The organism is Sphingomonas sp. Leaf9 (assembly GCF_001421355.1).
In the GTDB taxonomy this organism is placed as follows: Bacteria; Pseudomonadota; Alphaproteobacteria; order Sphingomonadales; family Sphingomonadaceae; genus Sphingomonas.
The window spans coordinates 657,389-671,706 of the sequence record NZ_LMKC01000001.1 but is presented as its reverse complement, the minus strand read 5'-3'; the positions used below and the strand labels follow the sequence as shown (position 1 = coordinate 671,706).

The following is a 14,318-nucleotide window of genomic DNA, read 5'->3' as shown; positions in this document are numbered from 1 at the left end:
ACGCAGGTGCGAGTAACGGGAATCCGGTGCGCTTCGACGATACCCTTGAAACGGTTTTGGCCTCCGACCTGACGGGGGAGGGCGCGCGCGCCTCGGCATGGCGGCAGCTGGTCGACCTGATCGGGCGCGGCCGTGCGGCCCCCGATCCGCGGGCGATCGCGCTGCTCCACGACCTGCGCGCCGGCGTGCCGCGCACCGTCCGCATCGCCAGCGCCCGCGACCTCGAATATGCCCGCCCGCCCGCCATGCTGGTCGACCTGCTGGCGACCGACGTGATCGAGGCAGCGGTGCCGGTACTGCGCAGCGCCACCCTGTCGGTCGACGAATGGCTGGCGCTGCTCCCGCGCCTCGGTTCGACGGCGCGCGGCATCGTCCGCAACCGCCGCGACCTTGACCCCGCGGTACAGCGCGCGCTCGACAGCTTCGGCAGCACCGACCTGGTGCTGGGCGATGACAGTGTGCCGGACGCCAAAGACGAGGCTCTCCCGCCGCAGCCGGACGATGCCCATCCCGCAGCGGCCGCCGTGGTAACGCCGGAGACGGAGGCGCTGGCGTTGTCGCCAACTCCCGATCGTCATTCCAGCGAAGACGAGGGCATCCCGCCGCAACCGGACGACGCCAGCCCCGCAGAGATGCCTGCCCCCGCCGGGGTAGTGCCGGAAGCAGAGGCGGCAGAAACCTTCACCCCGCCGCCCGTCGCCGATCAGGCGGACCTGTTCGCCACCGACCCCGCCGGCCCGTTCCGCATCGTCGACGTGATGGCCCGGATCGAAGCGTTCGAGCGCATACAGGACGTTGCGCCCCCGCCGCCCGTCACCGGCCGGCAGGACAGCTTCCGCTTCGAAACCGACGCCGCCGGGCTGATCCGCTGGGTCGATGGCGTCAGCCGCGCGCCGCTTGTAGGCCTGTCCCTTGATTTCGGCGCCGCGCCCGGCACCGCGCGCTTCGACGGCGTGGCCGCTGGCGCACTGCGTCAGCGCAGCCCGTTCCGCGACGCCCGCCTCGTGATCGGTGGCGATAGCGACGCGGCGGGCGAATGGAGCGTGTCGGGCGTGCCCGCCTTCGACCATGCCACCGGCCGCTTCACCGGCTATCGCGGCACCGCGCGTCGTCCGCGCCGCGACGAACGCGCCGAACCGGTCGCCACCCGCGACGCGGGCGTGGCGCAGCTGCGCCAGCTCGTCCACGAACTGCGCACCCCCGCCGGGGCGATCGCCGGCTTTGCCGAGATGATCGAGGCGCAGCTGCTCGGCCCCGTGCCGCCGGTCTATCGCGACCGCGCCGGGGCGATCCTCAACCATTCGCGCGATCTGGTCGCGGTGATCGACGATCTCGACCTTGCCGCACGGATCGATGGCGACGCGCTCGACCTGCGCGCCGACAGCGTGGCGCTGCGCCCGGTGCTCGACATGATCGCCGCCGATCTCACGTCGCTGTGCGACCTGCGCGGCACCCTGCTGGAAATCGAGCCGACCGACCTGTCGGTCACCGGCGACCGGCGCGCCGTCGAACGCCTCCTCGCCCGCCTGCTCGCGACGCTGGTGTCGGCGGGCGAGCCGGAGGAATCGATCTATGTCCGCATGGGGCTGGAGGGCGATGGCCATGTCGCGATCGTGCTCGATCGGCCGGCGGCGCTCGACGCATGGCCCGGCGACAGCGTGTTCGACGTGGACGATGACGAGGGCGACCAGTCGCTGCTCGGCACCGGTTTTGCGCTCCGCCTCGCCCGCAACCTCGCCACCGAACTGGGCGGCACGCTCGTCTTCGGCACCGCCACGCTGACGCTGCGCCTGCCGGCGGCGGACGCGGTGGAGGTCGGGCAGGCGCAGCAGCGGTGAGCCCGCCGTTTCGGCCCGCCGATGGCCGACCGGTCGTCTGGCGCGACGGCTTCGGCACGCGCTTCACCGTGCTGGTCGATACCGAAGAGGAATTCGACTGGCGCGCGCCCTTCCGCCACGACGGCTGGAGCGTGGCGACCACCGCCGCCTTGCCCGATGCCCATGCCCGGATGGCCGGCATGGGCGCGCGCAGCGGCTATCTCGTCGATTACCCCGTCGCGACCGATCCCGCCGCGATCGATGCGCTCCGCGCGGTACTGGCGCAGGGTAACGCCACGATCGGCGCGCAGCTCCACCCCTGGGTCAACCCGCCGTTCGACGAAGCGCTGTCGGCGCATAGCAGCTTCGCCGGCAACCTGCCGAAAGCGCTGGAGGCGGCGAAGCTCGACCGGCTGACCGAAGCGCTGACCATCCTCGCCGGCACCCGCCCGACCGTCTACCGCGCCGGCCGCTACGGCCTTGGCCCCAACACGCTCAGCCTCCTGGCGGCGCGCGGCTACCGCCTCGATAGCTCGATGCGCGCCCGCTATGATTATGGCGCGCAGGGTGGGCCGGATTATCGCGCCATCGCCAACCACGCCTTCCACACCGGCCCCGATGGCGGCATCGTCGAACTGCCGCTGACCACCGTCTTCACCGGGCGGCTGCGGCGCGGCGGCGCGGCGCTCTACCGCGCGGCCGGCCGCATCCCCCGCGGGCGCGGCATCCTCGCCCGCACCGGCCTGCTCCACCGCGTCGCGCTGACGCCCGAGGACATGCCGCTCCCCAATGTGCTGGAGGCGATCCGGGTGGCGGTGGGGGAGGGAGTGCGCGTCCTCAACTTCGCCTATCACTCGCCCAGCCTGGTCCCCGGCCACACCCCGTACGTCCGCGACGCTGCCGACCTCGCGACCTTCTGGCGCTGGTGGGACGCGGTGCTGGGCCTGCTCGCCCGCCTCGACGTGGGTGCCGCGTCCAGCGACGACCTCCTCGCCGCCGTCACCTGATCCTTTCGCCGCGCCGAAGCGTTGGGCCAAGCAGAAGGGAACACCTGCCATGCTCACCCCCCAGGACGAACACTGGATGCGACAGGCGATCGCCATCGCCCGGACCAAGGGCGACGACCCGTCCTGCTCGCCGCTCGGATCGATCATCGTGCGGGACGGCCGCGTCCTCTCCGCCGAACCCAACCAGACGCAGGAACTGCCCGACGCCACTGCGCACGCCGAGATGATGGCGATCCGCCGCGCCTGCGAAAGTGAGCGCGACATGGAGCTGCGCGGCGCGACGCTCTATTCCACGCTGCAACCCTGCGGCATGTGCACCATGGCCTCGATCTGGTCGAAGGTCGCCCGCGTCGTCTACGGCGCCGGTCGCGACGACGTGCACAAGATGTACTTCGAGGACCGCCATATCGACACGCTGGCGTTCATCGCCGACGCCTATCGCGACGACATCGTGATCGAGGGCGGATGCCTGCGCGACGACTGCGCCGCGCTGTACTACGGCCCGGACGACGACGTGCCGGAGGACGAACAGGGGAATATCTGACGGGGAGGGCGCAACGCTAACCCCAACCGTCACCCCGGGCCTGACCCGGGGTCCCGCTTCTTCTCGCCGCCAAAGAAAAAGGGGCCGGAAGCGCGAAGCCTCCGACCCCTGTTTCTTGTGGCGGCCGACGCGGGAGTAAATCCCGCGTCGTCGGTCGGGGGCTTATGCCCCCGCCGGCCGGTCGACAGCCGTCTCCGTTTTAGCTCGCGCTAAAACGGTGCGGCCCGGAGCTTATGCTCCGGCCACTTCCGTGGTGTCGACCTTGATCCCCGGGCCCATCGACGAGCTGACCGCAACCTTGCGGACATACTTGCCCTTGGCGCCCGACGGCTTGGCCTTCACCACCGCGTCGACCAGTGCGTCGAAGTTCTCGCGCAGGTCTTCGGCCGAGAACGATGCCTTGCCGATGCCCGAATGGATGATGCCGGCCTTTTCGACGCGGTATTCCACCTGGCCGCCCTTGGCCGCTTCGACCGCAGCCGCAACGTTCATGGTGACCGTGCCCAGCTTCGGGTTCGGCATCAGGCCCTTCGGACCCAGGATCTTGCCGAGACGACCGACCAGGCCCATCATGTCCGGGGTCGCAATGCAGCGATCGAAATCGATCTTGCCGCCCTGGATCGCGTCCATCAGGTCCTCGGCACCCACCACATCGGCACCCGCCGCGGTGGCTTCCTCGGCCTTCGCGCCGCGGGCGAACACGCCGACGCGCACGGTCTTGCCGGTGCCCTTGGGCAGGGTGACGACGCCACGGACCATCTGGTCGGCGTGACGCGGATCGACGCCCAGGTTCAGCGCGACTTCGATCGTCTCGTCGAACTTGGCGGTCGCATGGGTGCGGGCAAGCGCGATGGCTTCATCCACACCGTACAGCTTTTCGCGGTCGATCGCGGTGGCGAGGGTCTTCGCCTTCTTGGTCAGCTTGGCCACAGTCTTAACCCTCCACCACTTCGAGGCCCATCGCGCGGGCCGAACCTTCGATGATCTTCGTCGCCGCGTCGATGTCGTTGGCGTTCAGATCCTTCATCTTCATCGTGGCGATCTCGCTCAGCTGCGACCGCTTGATTTGGCCGGCCTTCACCTTGCCCGGTTCCTTCGAACCCGACTTCAGGTTGATCGCCTGCTTGATGAGATACGTCGCCGGCGGCGTCTTCGTCTCGAAGCTGAACGAACGGTCGGCATAGACGGTGATGATCGTGGGCAGCGGGGTGCCCTTCGAAATGTCACCGCTGGAGGTCTGCGCGTTGAACGCCTTGCAGAATTCCATGATGTTCACGCCGCGCTGACCCAGCGCCGGGCCGATCGGCGGCGACGGCTTGGCTTCGCCCGCCGGCACCTGCAGCTTGATATAGCCGGTAATCTTCTTGGCCATGTTCACTCTCTTTCAAGTTTAGCGGTACGTGCGGTGGTCCGTTGCCGAGCCACCTCCCGCCATGGTTTCCAAAACTGTCGTTTGGGAAGGCGCGCGCTTAGCGCAAACGCACGGCGCTTGCAATGTAGGATTCCGCCTGATCGAGTGGCCACCATGCCCGATCGCAAACCCCGCCCGTACAGCCGCAAGCAGGCGCTGCAGAACGCCGCGTTCCTGGAGCAACTCGAACGCACCGGCAATGCCCGCGACGCCGCCCGCGTGACCGGCCTCAACCGCTCGATGCTCACCAAGCGGCGGAATGCCGACCCCGACTTCGCCCAGCGTTGGGAAGCCGCCCTGACCCTCGCCGCCGCCCGCCTCGCCAGGCCCGACCAGACGGAGGGGCCAGCACGCGTCGTCCGTTCGAAAGGGCGCCTGCAACTGCGCGTCGGCAAGACCCGCACCATCGACCGCGACGCCGAACAACGCTTCCTCGCCGCCTTGAGCGCCACCGCCAACGTCCGCCTCTCGGCAGCCGCCGCCGGCTTCGCCCATTCCAGCTTCTACGCCCGCGCGCGCAACCACCCCGGCTTCGCCCGCGAAATGCGCGTCGCGCTGGCGGTGGGGTCCGAACGGCTGGAGGCGGCGCTGCTGGAAAGTTCGCTGCCGGAGTCGAGCGTCCACGACCACTGGCAGCACAACGATCCCCCGCCGATCCCGGCGATGACGGCGGCGCAGGCCATGCAGATGATCGCGTGGAACGACCGCCGCGCCAAGGGACTGGCCGAACCCGACCTCGCGCCGAAGCGCGGCGAGAGCAACGCGGCGTATCTCGAGCGCAAGGCGAAGGACTATCGCGCCGGGTTGCTGCTGGCCGAGGAGGAGATGCGGATGGTGGAGTATGCGCAGTTGGAGTGGCGGCGGGGTGGGCGCAGGACGCAGTGGGAGCCCGGCGGGTGGGAGGTGGCGTTGGAGATTGCGTTGCGGGGGAAGGGGTAAGATAACATCATGTTATGGCAGCTAATTATCGAAATTAGAAATGAAGGCGATAGTTAGAACATGGCCGCAATATCTGAGGGTGGGGATGACAATCAAAATTCCAGAAAACATTGCTAGCGAATTTGTTCTGAAGCTAGCAGAAGGTTTTCAATCAAACTGTATAAAATATGATTTTATCATATTGAGTGATCTGAGGTGGTCAGAGGAACTAGAGGCTATACTGCCCGAAGATGCTCGGGAAAAGCTTGAACGATTCGTAGGCGAGGGCGGACTGCCGAAGCTAATTTTGAGTGAAATAGACAATGATAGGGATAGGCTTGAGGATTATGAAGAATTAGAAGCTGGGCAAAGGTTATCTGATATATCTTTTATCAATAACACTATTTCTTATGCTAAGAATATAGTTGAAGTAATACGTTCTCTACCAAGAAGATATTCTATTACTGCAAAAATGCCCACAACATTGAGTGGTCCTGTCTTTGATATTTTACCTGATAAAGTTAATTTGCCAGAGGGTATAAAAATTCGAAAAGGGTCATCTATTAGTAAAAATATTCCAATAAATTCTAGTCATGATCTAATTGATATTAGTCTCTTTAGAAATTGGTCAAAAGAAGATAAAATAGACCGCAAAATATGTGATGATGCTTTATATTTTTCTATGCCGCTTATCGGATATGCTGCGGTATCTTCATCAAGTGTTTTGGGCAGAGAATTTGAAGACAATCTGCGGGCATTTTATGGCGTAGGAATGGCTATCGGATTATTTTCATATAGTTATTCAACAGAAGGCCAAAAAATGCCTTACATGATGGGGCATAGTATAGACGAAAAGGAAATACTATTTACAGAAGAATTAGAGGATGACCTATTAGATAGACATTCGTTATTGGCGACTAGCGATTTTATAAAAAGAACAGAAAACAATCAAAAAAAGTTTCTTCTCGATAATCTATCTCAAATGGGAACGGTTTTTCTAAATAATAAGGATTGTCGAAAATTATTTTTAGCATGCGTCTGGTACTACAAGTCTATGGTTAATAGGCGGCTACTTGATTCAGTTCTTCAAGCGACGATTGCAATTGAGGTAATGCTAGGAGATCGAAAAGCCGCTGAAGGTGTAGGGCTCACGAATATGCTTGCGAGTAGATGTGCCTATCTTCTTGGAACGTCTTCCGAGCATCGGAGAGAGATAGAAGAGAAATTCAAGAAAGTTTATGATTTTAGGTCTCAAATAGTTCACGAAGGCCGACATACGCTTAAGATTGCAGACAGAAAAACGATTAGTATTGCAAAAGGACTTTGTGCGGCCATTATACGCAAAGAACTTCGTATACGAGCAGTTGCTAAAAATGACTAATCTACAAAAATCTATAAGCTTTTAAGTTGAGTATATGAAAAAAAGCGGCGCAGGGCCTTCGCCCTACGCCGCTAACGTTGGTCGGGTTTACACCCGCCGGCCGGTCGGTCGCCGTCTCGAAATTAGCTCACGCTAATTTCGTGCGGCCAGCAAGTAAGGCGTGGCCTTACTTGCTTCTCTCGACCTGCTCGAAATCCAGTTCCACCGGCGTTGCACGCCCGAAGATCGATACCGAAACCTTCACCTTCGACTTGTCGAAGTCCAGTTCCTCGACCACGCCGTTGAAGCTCGCGAACGGGCCGTCCAGCACCTTGACCGAATCGCCGATCTCGAAATCGACCTTGATCTTCTGCTTGGTGGGCGAGGCGGCGGCCTCTTCCTTGCTGTTCAGCATCCGCGTGGCTTCCGCCTCGCTGATCGCCTGCGGCTTGCCCGACGATCCCAGGAAGCCGGTGACCTTGGGCGTGTTCTTGACCAAATGGTATACCTGATCGCTCAGGTCCAGCTTCGCCAGCACGTAACCGGGCATGAACTTGCGCTCGGACTGCACCTTCTTGCCGCGACGGACTTCGGTCACGTTCTCGGTCGGGACTTCGATCGCCTCGACCGCATGGTCAAGGCCGAGGCGCGTCGCTTCGGACAGGATCGAATCGCGAACCTTGCCCTCGAACCCGGAATAGGCGTGAATGATGTACCAGCGCGACATGGGTGTCCTTAAAGCTATTACGGGAAGGCGTGGTTACTGGGCGAGCTTCAGCAGGCCCTTGACGATCGCGTCGAACGCCGAATCCACGCCGAGGAAGAAGACGGCGAGCAGCGAGGTCATGATGACCACCATCACCGCGGTCATCACCGTTTCCTTGCGCGTCGGCCATGCCACCTTGGCGGTTTCGGCCCGGACCTGCCGCATGAATTCGACGGGGGTAACTTTCGCCACGTGCATGACCTTCATTATCGGTTCGACCGACCGGCGGACACAAGGCCCCGTCCGGTCCCTGTTGGGAACCGGCGCGGCCCATCCACGCTGTCGGATTGGGCATGTTATCTAGCGACTGCGCGAGCGGGAAGCAAGCGTGCGGGGGCAGGGGGCGTCGCGTCGACCTGCGGCCCTTCCAGGCCCGCCATCGCCCGACCCCGGCGCGCCTCCGCTGCCCCACCCGTCACCCCGGGCTCGACCCGGGGTCCCGCTTCTTCTTCTCGATCTAACGACGACGGAAAAAGCGTTGCCCCGGATCACGCCCAAGGCGACGAAGACCTCAGAACCGATATCCCAACCCCGCCACCGCGTGCGTCCGATCGAAATTATACCCCTCATAGATCTTGTCGCGGGTGCGGAAATTCGTCGCGATCAACTCGGCCTTGGCAAAGGCGTGCGGCCCCAGCCCGACTTCGCCCCCGAATCCGAAATGCACGCCGGCATAGGTTTCGGTCGTCCGGTCGCTGCCGATCGTGAATTCCAGCGGCATCGACGCATAGCCGACCTTCCCATACAGCTGCGCCCGCTCGACGACCCTCAGGCCCATCCGGACCCCGCCCGACCATTCGCCCTTCGCCCGCTGGCACAGCTCGACGACGGTGCCCACCTCATCGCACCGCCTGGTCGACGCCCCGGCATAGCCGGCATAGGCCCCCAGCAGCACCTTGCCACCGATCGCGACATCATACCCGATCTCCCCGCCATAGCGGACGCCGTCGACCCCATCATAATATTTGGTGTCGCCGTCGACGGTGTTGATCTCCAACCGGTCATAGCCGCCCTGCACCTCGACCCGGAAGCCGGTCATCGGGTCGCGGTACGTGACTTCCCCGCCAGTTCCGTACGGATCGAACGGCATGTCCTGCGCCAATGCCGGCGTCGCGCCCAGCAGTGCCGCGATTGCTCCGGCCATCGTCAACTTCATGTCGTTTCCCCCTTGCGCGCGAGTTTCGCGCCGAGGGGGCTAGTGGCCGGGCAGTCGTTTCGCCGAAGTTACGATTCCGGCAACCACATCCGAAACGGTTACAACAGGCTGACCGCCGCGAACCCGCCGACGATCGCCACGACGACCAGGATACCGATCAGCGTCAGGCGCTTTTCGATGAAGTCCTGCACCGGCTGACCATATTTCTTCAGCAGGAATGCGATCAGGAAAAAGCGGAAGGCGCGGGTGATCGCCGCGGTGATGACGAACAGCGCGAAGTTGAACTTGGCCAGCCCCGACGCGATCGTGACCAGCTTGAACGGGATCGGCGTCAACCCTTTCAGCAGGATGATCGCCGCGCCATATTTCGCGAACGACGCCTGGAACGCGGCGGCCTTGTCCTGCAACCCGTACAGGTTGATGACCCACGCGCCGACCGTATCCCACAGGAAATATCCGATGGCATAGCCGACCATCCCGCCAATGACCGACGCGATCGTGCAGATCGCCGCGATCTGGTACGCGCGGCTACGGTGCTGCAGGATGACGGGCACCAGCACGACGTCGGGCGGGATCGGAAAGAACGAGCTTTCGCAGAACGACACGACCGCCAGGCTGCGCACCGCATGGCGATGATTGGCAAGGCGAAGCGTCCAGTCGTACAGCGCGCGAAACATCGTCGTCGAATCCAGTCCATCAGTTGCGGGGATCGGCGCGGCGGCGCGCTGGCACGAGTGGAGGGATTCGAACCCCCGGCCCTCGGTTTTGGAGACCGATGCTCTACCAGCTGAGCTACACTCGTGTGCGGACGCGGCCTCTATCCCGGTAGAACCGGAAGGGCAAGGCCAAATCCGGGATAGGGAAGCGCGGGGCTGTAGGAAAGTGAAAAATCAGGCGGCGATGGCGTAGGGCTTGATCTCGCCCTCGAGGTACAGCTTGCGTGCCTTGGCCCGGCTGAGCTTGCCCGATGACGTGCGCGGCAGGGTGCGCGGCGGGACCAGTTCGATGACGCAGTTCATGCCGGTAACCGACCGTACCCGCTCGCGAATTTCCTCGCGCAGCCGCTGGCGCTCGCCCTCATCCGACGCGCGGCACTGGACCAGCACGGCGGGCGTTTCCTCGCCACCCGGCGTCGTGATAGCAAAGGCGGCGATGTCGCCGGCCTTGAACCCGGGCAGCTGCTCCACCGCCCATTCGATGTCCTGCGGCCAGTGATTCTTGCCGTTGACGATGATCATGTCCTTGGCCCGGCCGACGATATAGACATATCCGTCAGACAGATAGCCCATGTCCCCGGTGTCCAGCCAGCCGTCGACCATGCACGCCGCAGTCGCCTCTTCATCGCGGAAATAGCCGCTCATCAGCGACGGGCCCTTGCACCACAGCTTGCCGATCGCACGCTCGGGCAGGGGGCTGCCGTCCTCTTCGCGGATTTCGATCGCCATGTCCTTCACCGGCTTCCCGCAATTCACGATCGCACGGTACCGCTGCGGCCGGTCGGCGCGGCCGGTGCCGCCGGAAAGTTCGGTCTCTTCAACCAGTTCGACGATGATCCCTTCGCCCGGCGGCATGATCGCCACCGCCAGCGTCGCTTCGGCCAGGCCATAGGACGGCAGGAAGGCGGATGCCTTGAACCCCGCATCGGCGAAGGCGTCGACGAACGACTGCATCACGTCGGGCCGGATCATGTCCGCGCCGTTGCCCGCCAACCGCCAGCGCGACAGGTCGAACCGGTCGGCCGCCTTCGTCTGGCTCGACATCCGCCGCGCGCAAATGTCGTAGCCAAAGGTCGGTGAGTAGGAAATCGAATTGCCGCTGTTGCGGGTGATGAGGTCGAGCCACGCCAGCGGACGGCGGGCAAAATCCTCGGTCTTCAGATAGTCGGTCGACACCTGGTTCGCGACGACCGACAGGAAACAGCCGACCAGCCCCATGTCGTGATACCACGGCAGCCACGAGATGCAGCGATCGTCCTCGACCAGTTCCATCCCATGGCTGTGCGCCGACAGGTTGTTCAGCAGCGCGGCATGGGTGATCTCGGTCCCGTGCGGAAAACGGGTCGATCCGCTGGAATATTGCAGGTAGCAGATGTCGTCGGTCGACGCCTTGGGCAGCTCGACCGCCGGGGCCTCGGCCGCCGAAAAGCTCTCCCAATCAACGCCTTCGACACCGGCGATCCGCGCGGCTTCACCGGCCATCGCTTCCAGTTCGGCGGGGTAGAACAGCGTCTTGGGATCGCAGCTGGCCAGCTGCACCCGCAGCTGTTCGACATAGGCCTCGCGCCCACCGAACGAGGTGGGCAGCGGCAGCGGCACCGGCCACGCGCCGGCGTAAACGACGCCAAAGAACAGCGCGGCGAATTCCGGCCCGGTCTCGGCGATCAGCGCGATGCGGTCGTTCGGGCGCACGCCCTTGGCGATCAGGCGATAGGCCTGTTGCAGCGCATCCTCGCGCATCTCGCGGAAGGGATAGGGGCGTTTCAGCGTGCCGCGCGCGTCATGGAAATTCAGCCCGCGCGTCCCCTGCGCGGCATAATCCATCGCGTCGCCCAGCGTCGCGAAGTCCGCGAACCGGCGCAGCAACGCGTCCACGGTCGGGGTGGCTTCCGGCGAAACTGCAACACTTCCTTCAAGATTCGTCGTCATTCTTGTCCAACTCTCAGGCCCGTTCGCGCGATACGCGGCGTCCGAAGCGTGTCGCCATAGCGGCAAAGGACCGCGCGGCACAGTTGATTTCAAAATCGCCGCCCAGTGTGGCACAAACATGGCGCATGTCCCGAGACCCTCGCCGTCCGCTTCCGCCGCTCGACCAGCCCGCTCTGGAGCGTGCAGCCTTACGCTATGTTGAACGCTATGCGACCACGCGGGCGAAACTCGTGACCTATCTCAACCGCAAGCTGCGCGAGCGCGGCAGCGAGGGGCCGGTCGATATCGACACGCTGGCCGACCGGATGGCGGAGCTGCGCTATGTCGACGACCGCGCCTTTGCCGAGGCGCGGGTAGCGTCGATGACCCGGCGGGGTCTGGGCGCGCGGCGGGTGCAGGACGCTCTGCGCCAGGCGGGCGTCGGCGCGGATGACGCCGGGGCGTTTCGCGACACGCTGGAGGAGGGGGCGGAAGCCGCCGCGCTCGCCTTTGCCCGGCGTAAGCGGATCGGCCCGTTCGCGACCGCCCCGGTCGAGCGCGACCGTCGTGAGAAACAGATCGCGGCTATGGTGCGCGCCGGGCACGCCCCGGCACTCGCCCGGCGGATCGTGGGGCTGGAGGCGTCCGGCGACGATACGGATTGGGAGGGATGATATCGTAAAGAAATCGTCGCGTTCGTGAAACATCGTGTTAGAATGCGCCCCAGGGGGAGCAAGCGACGATGCGTCTGGAAGCGCGAACGATTGCCGATGATTGCGTGACGGCACATGCGGTACCGGCCATGATGGCGGCCGCGCACGAGGACGTGATCCCGGCGGTGCGCGGCGCGATCAAATGGTTCGACGTGACGCGCGGCTTCGGGTTCGCGGTGGCCGACGATTCGACGATCGGCGACGTTCTGGTCCATTTTTCGGTGCTGGAGGCGCATGGCCGCCGGACGCTGCCCGAAGGGGCAGTCATCACCTGCAACGCGGTACGGCGGTCGCGCGGCATGCAGGCGGTGGAAATCATCGACATCGACCTGTCCAGCGCGATCGAACCGGTGCGGCGCGTTGCCGACCGCCCCGACCGCGTGGCGCTGGCCGATCAGGCCGGGCCGTTCGAACCGGTCACAGTCAAATGGTTCAACCGCCTGAAAGGCTATGGCTTCCTGGTCCGCGACGGCAAGCCCGGCGACGTCTTCGTTCATATGGAAACGCTGCGGCGCGGCGGGATCGAGGAGGTCGATCCCGAACAGCGGCTTGTCGCCCGCATCGTGGAGGGGCAGAAGGGGCCATTGGCCGTTCTGGTCGAAACGGGCGAGTAACAGCGTGAGAGCATTGGGAGTTTCCGGGCTGGCGGCGGTCGCGCTGCTGGCGTCGTTGGGCGGATGCAAGGACAAGGCGGGCGACGAACCGGCGGCGCTGGCAAAGACCGCGCTGACCATCACCGCCGCCGACGGCACCGCGCACCGCTTCACCGTGGAGGTAGCGGCAACCGAGCCGCAGCAGCAGCAGGGGTTGATGTACCGTCCGCCATTGGCGCCCGATGCGGGCATGTTGTTCGCGCCCTATCCCCCCGATGGCGGGCCGCCCAGAACGGCCAATTTCTGGATGAAGAACACGCCCAGTCCGCTCGACATCCTGTTCATCCGCCCCGACCGCACGATCGCGACCGTGGCCGAGAATACCGTGCCCTTTTCCGAAGCGCCGGTCCCGTCGGGCGAACCGGTGTCGGCGGTGCTGGAGCTGGGCGGCGGGCGTGCCGCCGAACTGGGTATTGCGGCGGGCGACAAGGTGGCGTGGAAATGATCCACCCCATTGTCGTGCGCGTGGGGCTACGCTAAGCGGTCGCGCATGGGAATCCTCGCGAACGTCTTCACCTGGTGGAACGGTGCCACCTTCGGCACCTGGATCGGTCTGCGCGGCAAGACGCAGGTCGGCACCGACGACCTCGGCAACGCCTATTACGAGGGCGGTCGCGACACGGCGGGCAACCCGCGCCGCTGGGTGATCTATTCGGGATCGAATGATTCGAGCCGCGTGCCACCCGAATGGTTCAGCTGGCTGCACCATCAGATCGAGGGCACGCCCGACCAGTCGCTGCCGCCGGTGCGCCAGTGGCAGAAGCCGGCGATCCCGAACCAGACCGGCACCGCGCTCGCCTATCGTCCGCCGGGCGTGCTGGACAAGGGCGGCGCCCGCGTGCGCGCCACCGGCGATTACGAGGCGTGGAGCCCCGACGCGTGAATTTGCGCCGCTGGCTGGTCGGGCTGGCGATTGCGGCCCTGCTGGCGGTCGGCGGCTGGTTCGGCTGGCAGCGCTGGCAATCGCGACAGGCGGCACCCGAAGGGCCGCGTGCGGAAGTCGCCGTTCCCGAATCGGCCCGTCCGCGCCCCGGTTCCGCCGAAGTGGTCAGCGTCGATACCGGCCTCGACAGTCGCCTGCTGGCCGGCGCCACGCCGATGGCGGAGCGGGTTGCGGTCGTCGGGCTGCTGAACAAGCGCAACGGCGAAACCCGTGACCTGACGCTGAAGCCCGGACAGGCGGTACGCGTCGGCGACGTGATCGTGCGGCTGCGCGCCTGCGAACGCACCGCGCCATGGGAGCAGGAGCAATATACCGGCGCGTTCGTCCAGATGGACGTGCGCGGTACCGACGCGAAGTGGCGGCGCGCCTTTTCGGGCTGGCTGTTCAAGGAGCGTCCGGCGCTGAA

At 64.5% G+C, this 14,318-nt stretch carries 16 protein-coding genes, 1 tRNA gene and 1 pseudogene; 10 read left to right on the top strand and 8 right to left on the bottom strand.

All coding sequences use genetic code 11. The features are described from left to right. Positions 1-26 precede the first annotated feature (26 nt). The 3 genes from ASE58_RS03230 to ASE58_RS03220 are packed head-to-tail and all read left to right on the top strand — an operon-like array spanning position 27 to position 3,368. Positions 27-1,838, top strand: a complete 1,812-nt coding sequence (locus tag ASE58_RS03230) for a sensor histidine kinase (protein ID WP_055817782.1) — start codon at positions 27-29, stop codon at positions 1,836-1,838. Continuing rightward, a complete protein-coding gene (locus ASE58_RS03225; protein ID WP_055817781.1) occupies positions 1,835-2,824 on the top strand; it encodes a polysaccharide deacetylase family protein in 990 nt (329 codons plus the stop codon). Before ASE58_RS03230 ends, ASE58_RS03225 begins: the two co-directional genes overlap by 4 nt. Before the next feature lie 49 nt (positions 2,825-2,873). After that, positions 2,874-3,368, top strand: a complete 495-nt coding sequence (locus ASE58_RS03220; protein ID WP_055759828.1) for a nucleoside deaminase — start codon at positions 2,874-2,876, stop codon at positions 3,366-3,368. 231 nt (positions 3,369-3,599) lie between these two features. Here the strand turns inward: ASE58_RS03220 and rplA are convergent, their stop codons facing one another. Together rplA and rplK are read right to left on the bottom strand one after the other, a co-directional pair. Continuing rightward, positions 3,600-4,298: a 50S ribosomal protein L1 gene (rplA, locus tag ASE58_RS03215; RefSeq protein ID WP_055817779.1), complete on the bottom strand. Its 699-nt coding sequence runs from the start codon at positions 4,296-4,298 to the stop codon at positions 3,600-3,602. A 4-nt stretch (positions 4,299-4,302) separates the two neighbouring features. Beyond that, complete coding sequence (gene rplK, locus ASE58_RS03210) at positions 4,303-4,740, bottom strand: 50S ribosomal protein L11 (RefSeq protein WP_055817777.1); 438 nt, start codon at positions 4,738-4,740, stop codon at positions 4,303-4,305. Between the two features lie 153 nt (positions 4,741-4,893). Here rplK and ASE58_RS03205 point away from each other — a divergent pair, with 153 nt between their 5' ends. Next, positions 4,894-5,718: a hypothetical protein gene (locus ASE58_RS03205; protein WP_055817775.1), complete on the top strand. Its 825-nt coding sequence runs from the start codon at positions 4,894-4,896 to the stop codon at positions 5,716-5,718. A 40-nt stretch (positions 5,719-5,758) separates the two neighbouring features. Further along, positions 5,759-7,078 (top strand): HEPN domain-containing protein, encoded by a 1,320-nt coding sequence (locus tag ASE58_RS17785; protein ID WP_156347587.1) that lies wholly within the window; start codon positions 5,759-5,761, stop codon positions 7,076-7,078. Positions 7,079-7,244: 166 nt separating this feature from the next. Here the strand turns inward: ASE58_RS17785 and nusG are convergent, their stop codons facing one another. The 6 genes from nusG to ASE58_RS03175 form a co-directional block, all read right to left on the bottom strand. Continuing rightward, positions 7,245-7,784, bottom strand: coding sequence for a transcription termination/antitermination protein NusG (gene nusG / locus ASE58_RS03200; RefSeq protein WP_055759843.1), 540 nt, complete (start codon positions 7,782-7,784; stop codon positions 7,245-7,247). A 33-nt stretch (positions 7,785-7,817) separates the two neighbouring features. After that, entirely contained in the window at positions 7,818-8,015 is a 198-nt protein-coding gene (gene secE / locus ASE58_RS03195) for a preprotein translocase subunit SecE (RefSeq protein WP_082457097.1), read from the bottom strand. A gap of 319 nt (positions 8,016-8,334) precedes the next feature. Then, on the bottom strand, positions 8,335-8,979 hold the full coding sequence (locus ASE58_RS03190; RefSeq protein ID WP_055817773.1) for an outer membrane beta-barrel protein: 645 nt from the start codon (positions 8,977-8,979) through the stop codon (positions 8,335-8,337). Positions 8,980-9,077: 98 nt separating this feature from the next. After that, positions 9,078-9,656, bottom strand: a complete 579-nt coding sequence (locus ASE58_RS03185; RefSeq protein WP_055761514.1) for a YqaA family protein — start codon at positions 9,654-9,656, stop codon at positions 9,078-9,080. 49 nt (positions 9,657-9,705) lie between these two features. Beyond that, positions 9,706-9,781: transfer RNA gene (locus ASE58_RS03180), tRNA-Trp, on the bottom strand. 88 nt (positions 9,782-9,869) lie between these two features. Next, entirely contained in the window at positions 9,870-11,624 is a 1,755-nt protein-coding gene (locus ASE58_RS03175; protein WP_055817771.1) for a fatty acyl-AMP ligase, read from the bottom strand. 125 nt (positions 11,625-11,749) lie between these two features. On the opposite strand from ASE58_RS03175, the gene ASE58_RS03170 reads away from it, so the two are divergent. From ASE58_RS03170 to ASE58_RS17430, 5 genes and pseudogenes are all read left to right on the top strand, one after another. Further along, on the top strand, positions 11,750-12,277 hold the full coding sequence (locus ASE58_RS03170; RefSeq protein ID WP_156347586.1) for a regulatory protein RecX: 528 nt from the start codon (positions 11,750-11,752) through the stop codon (positions 12,275-12,277). A gap of 128 nt (positions 12,278-12,405) precedes the next feature. Then, the gene (locus ASE58_RS03165) at positions 12,406-12,930 is read left to right on the top strand and encodes a cold-shock protein (protein ID WP_055761517.1); all 525 of its coding nucleotides are present in this window, start codon (positions 12,406-12,408) and stop codon (positions 12,928-12,930) included. Between the two features lie 4 nt (positions 12,931-12,934). Continuing rightward, positions 12,935-13,414, top strand: a complete 480-nt coding sequence (locus tag ASE58_RS03160) for a DUF192 domain-containing protein (RefSeq protein WP_055817768.1) — start codon at positions 12,935-12,937, stop codon at positions 13,412-13,414. A 45-nt stretch (positions 13,415-13,459) separates the two neighbouring features. Then, on the top strand, positions 13,460-13,852 hold the full coding sequence (locus ASE58_RS03155; protein ID WP_055817766.1) for an NADH:ubiquinone oxidoreductase subunit NDUFA12: 393 nt from the start codon (positions 13,460-13,462) through the stop codon (positions 13,850-13,852). A 215-nt stretch (positions 13,853-14,067) separates the two neighbouring features. Beyond that, a pseudogene (locus ASE58_RS17430) lies at positions 14,068-14,301 on the top strand (DUF2155 domain-containing protein); the annotation flags it as partial. Between the last annotated feature and the right edge of the window lie 17 nt (positions 14,302-14,318).

What these genes read in the sequence shown, in the direction of transcription:
- ASE58_RS03220 (WP_055759828.1), top strand. Translation starts at nt 2,874, where the DNA reads ATGCTCACCCCCCAGGACGAACACTGGATGCGACAGGCGATCGCCATC.
- rplK (WP_055817777.1), bottom strand. Translation starts at nt 4,740, where the DNA reads ATGGCCAAGAAGATTACCGGCTATATCAAGCTGCAGGTGCCGGCGGGC.
- ASE58_RS03205 (WP_055817775.1), top strand. Translation starts at nt 4,894, where the DNA reads ATGCCCGATCGCAAACCCCGCCCGTACAGCCGCAAGCAGGCGCTGCAG.
- ASE58_RS17785 (WP_156347587.1), top strand. Translation starts at nt 5,759, where the DNA reads ATGAAGGCGATAGTTAGAACATGGCCGCAATATCTGAGGGTGGGGATG.
- nusG (WP_055759843.1), bottom strand. Translation starts at nt 7,784, where the DNA reads ATGTCGCGCTGGTACATCATTCACGCCTATTCCGGGTTCGAGGGCAAG.
- ASE58_RS03190 (WP_055817773.1), bottom strand. Translation starts at nt 8,979, where the DNA reads ATGAAGTTGACGATGGCCGGAGCAATCGCGGCACTGCTGGGCGCGACG.
- ASE58_RS03185 (WP_055761514.1), bottom strand. Translation starts at nt 9,656, where the DNA reads ATGTTTCGCGCGCTGTACGACTGGACGCTTCGCCTTGCCAATCATCGC.
- ASE58_RS03175 (WP_055817771.1), bottom strand. Translation starts at nt 11,624, where the DNA reads ATGACGACGAATCTTGAAGGAAGTGTTGCAGTTTCGCCGGAAGCCACC.
- ASE58_RS03170 (WP_156347586.1), top strand. Translation starts at nt 11,750, where the DNA reads ATGTCCCGAGACCCTCGCCGTCCGCTTCCGCCGCTCGACCAGCCCGCT.
- ASE58_RS03165 (WP_055761517.1), top strand. Translation starts at nt 12,406, where the DNA reads ATGATGGCGGCCGCGCACGAGGACGTGATCCCGGCGGTGCGCGGCGCG.
- ASE58_RS03155 (WP_055817766.1), top strand. Translation starts at nt 13,460, where the DNA reads ATGGGAATCCTCGCGAACGTCTTCACCTGGTGGAACGGTGCCACCTTC.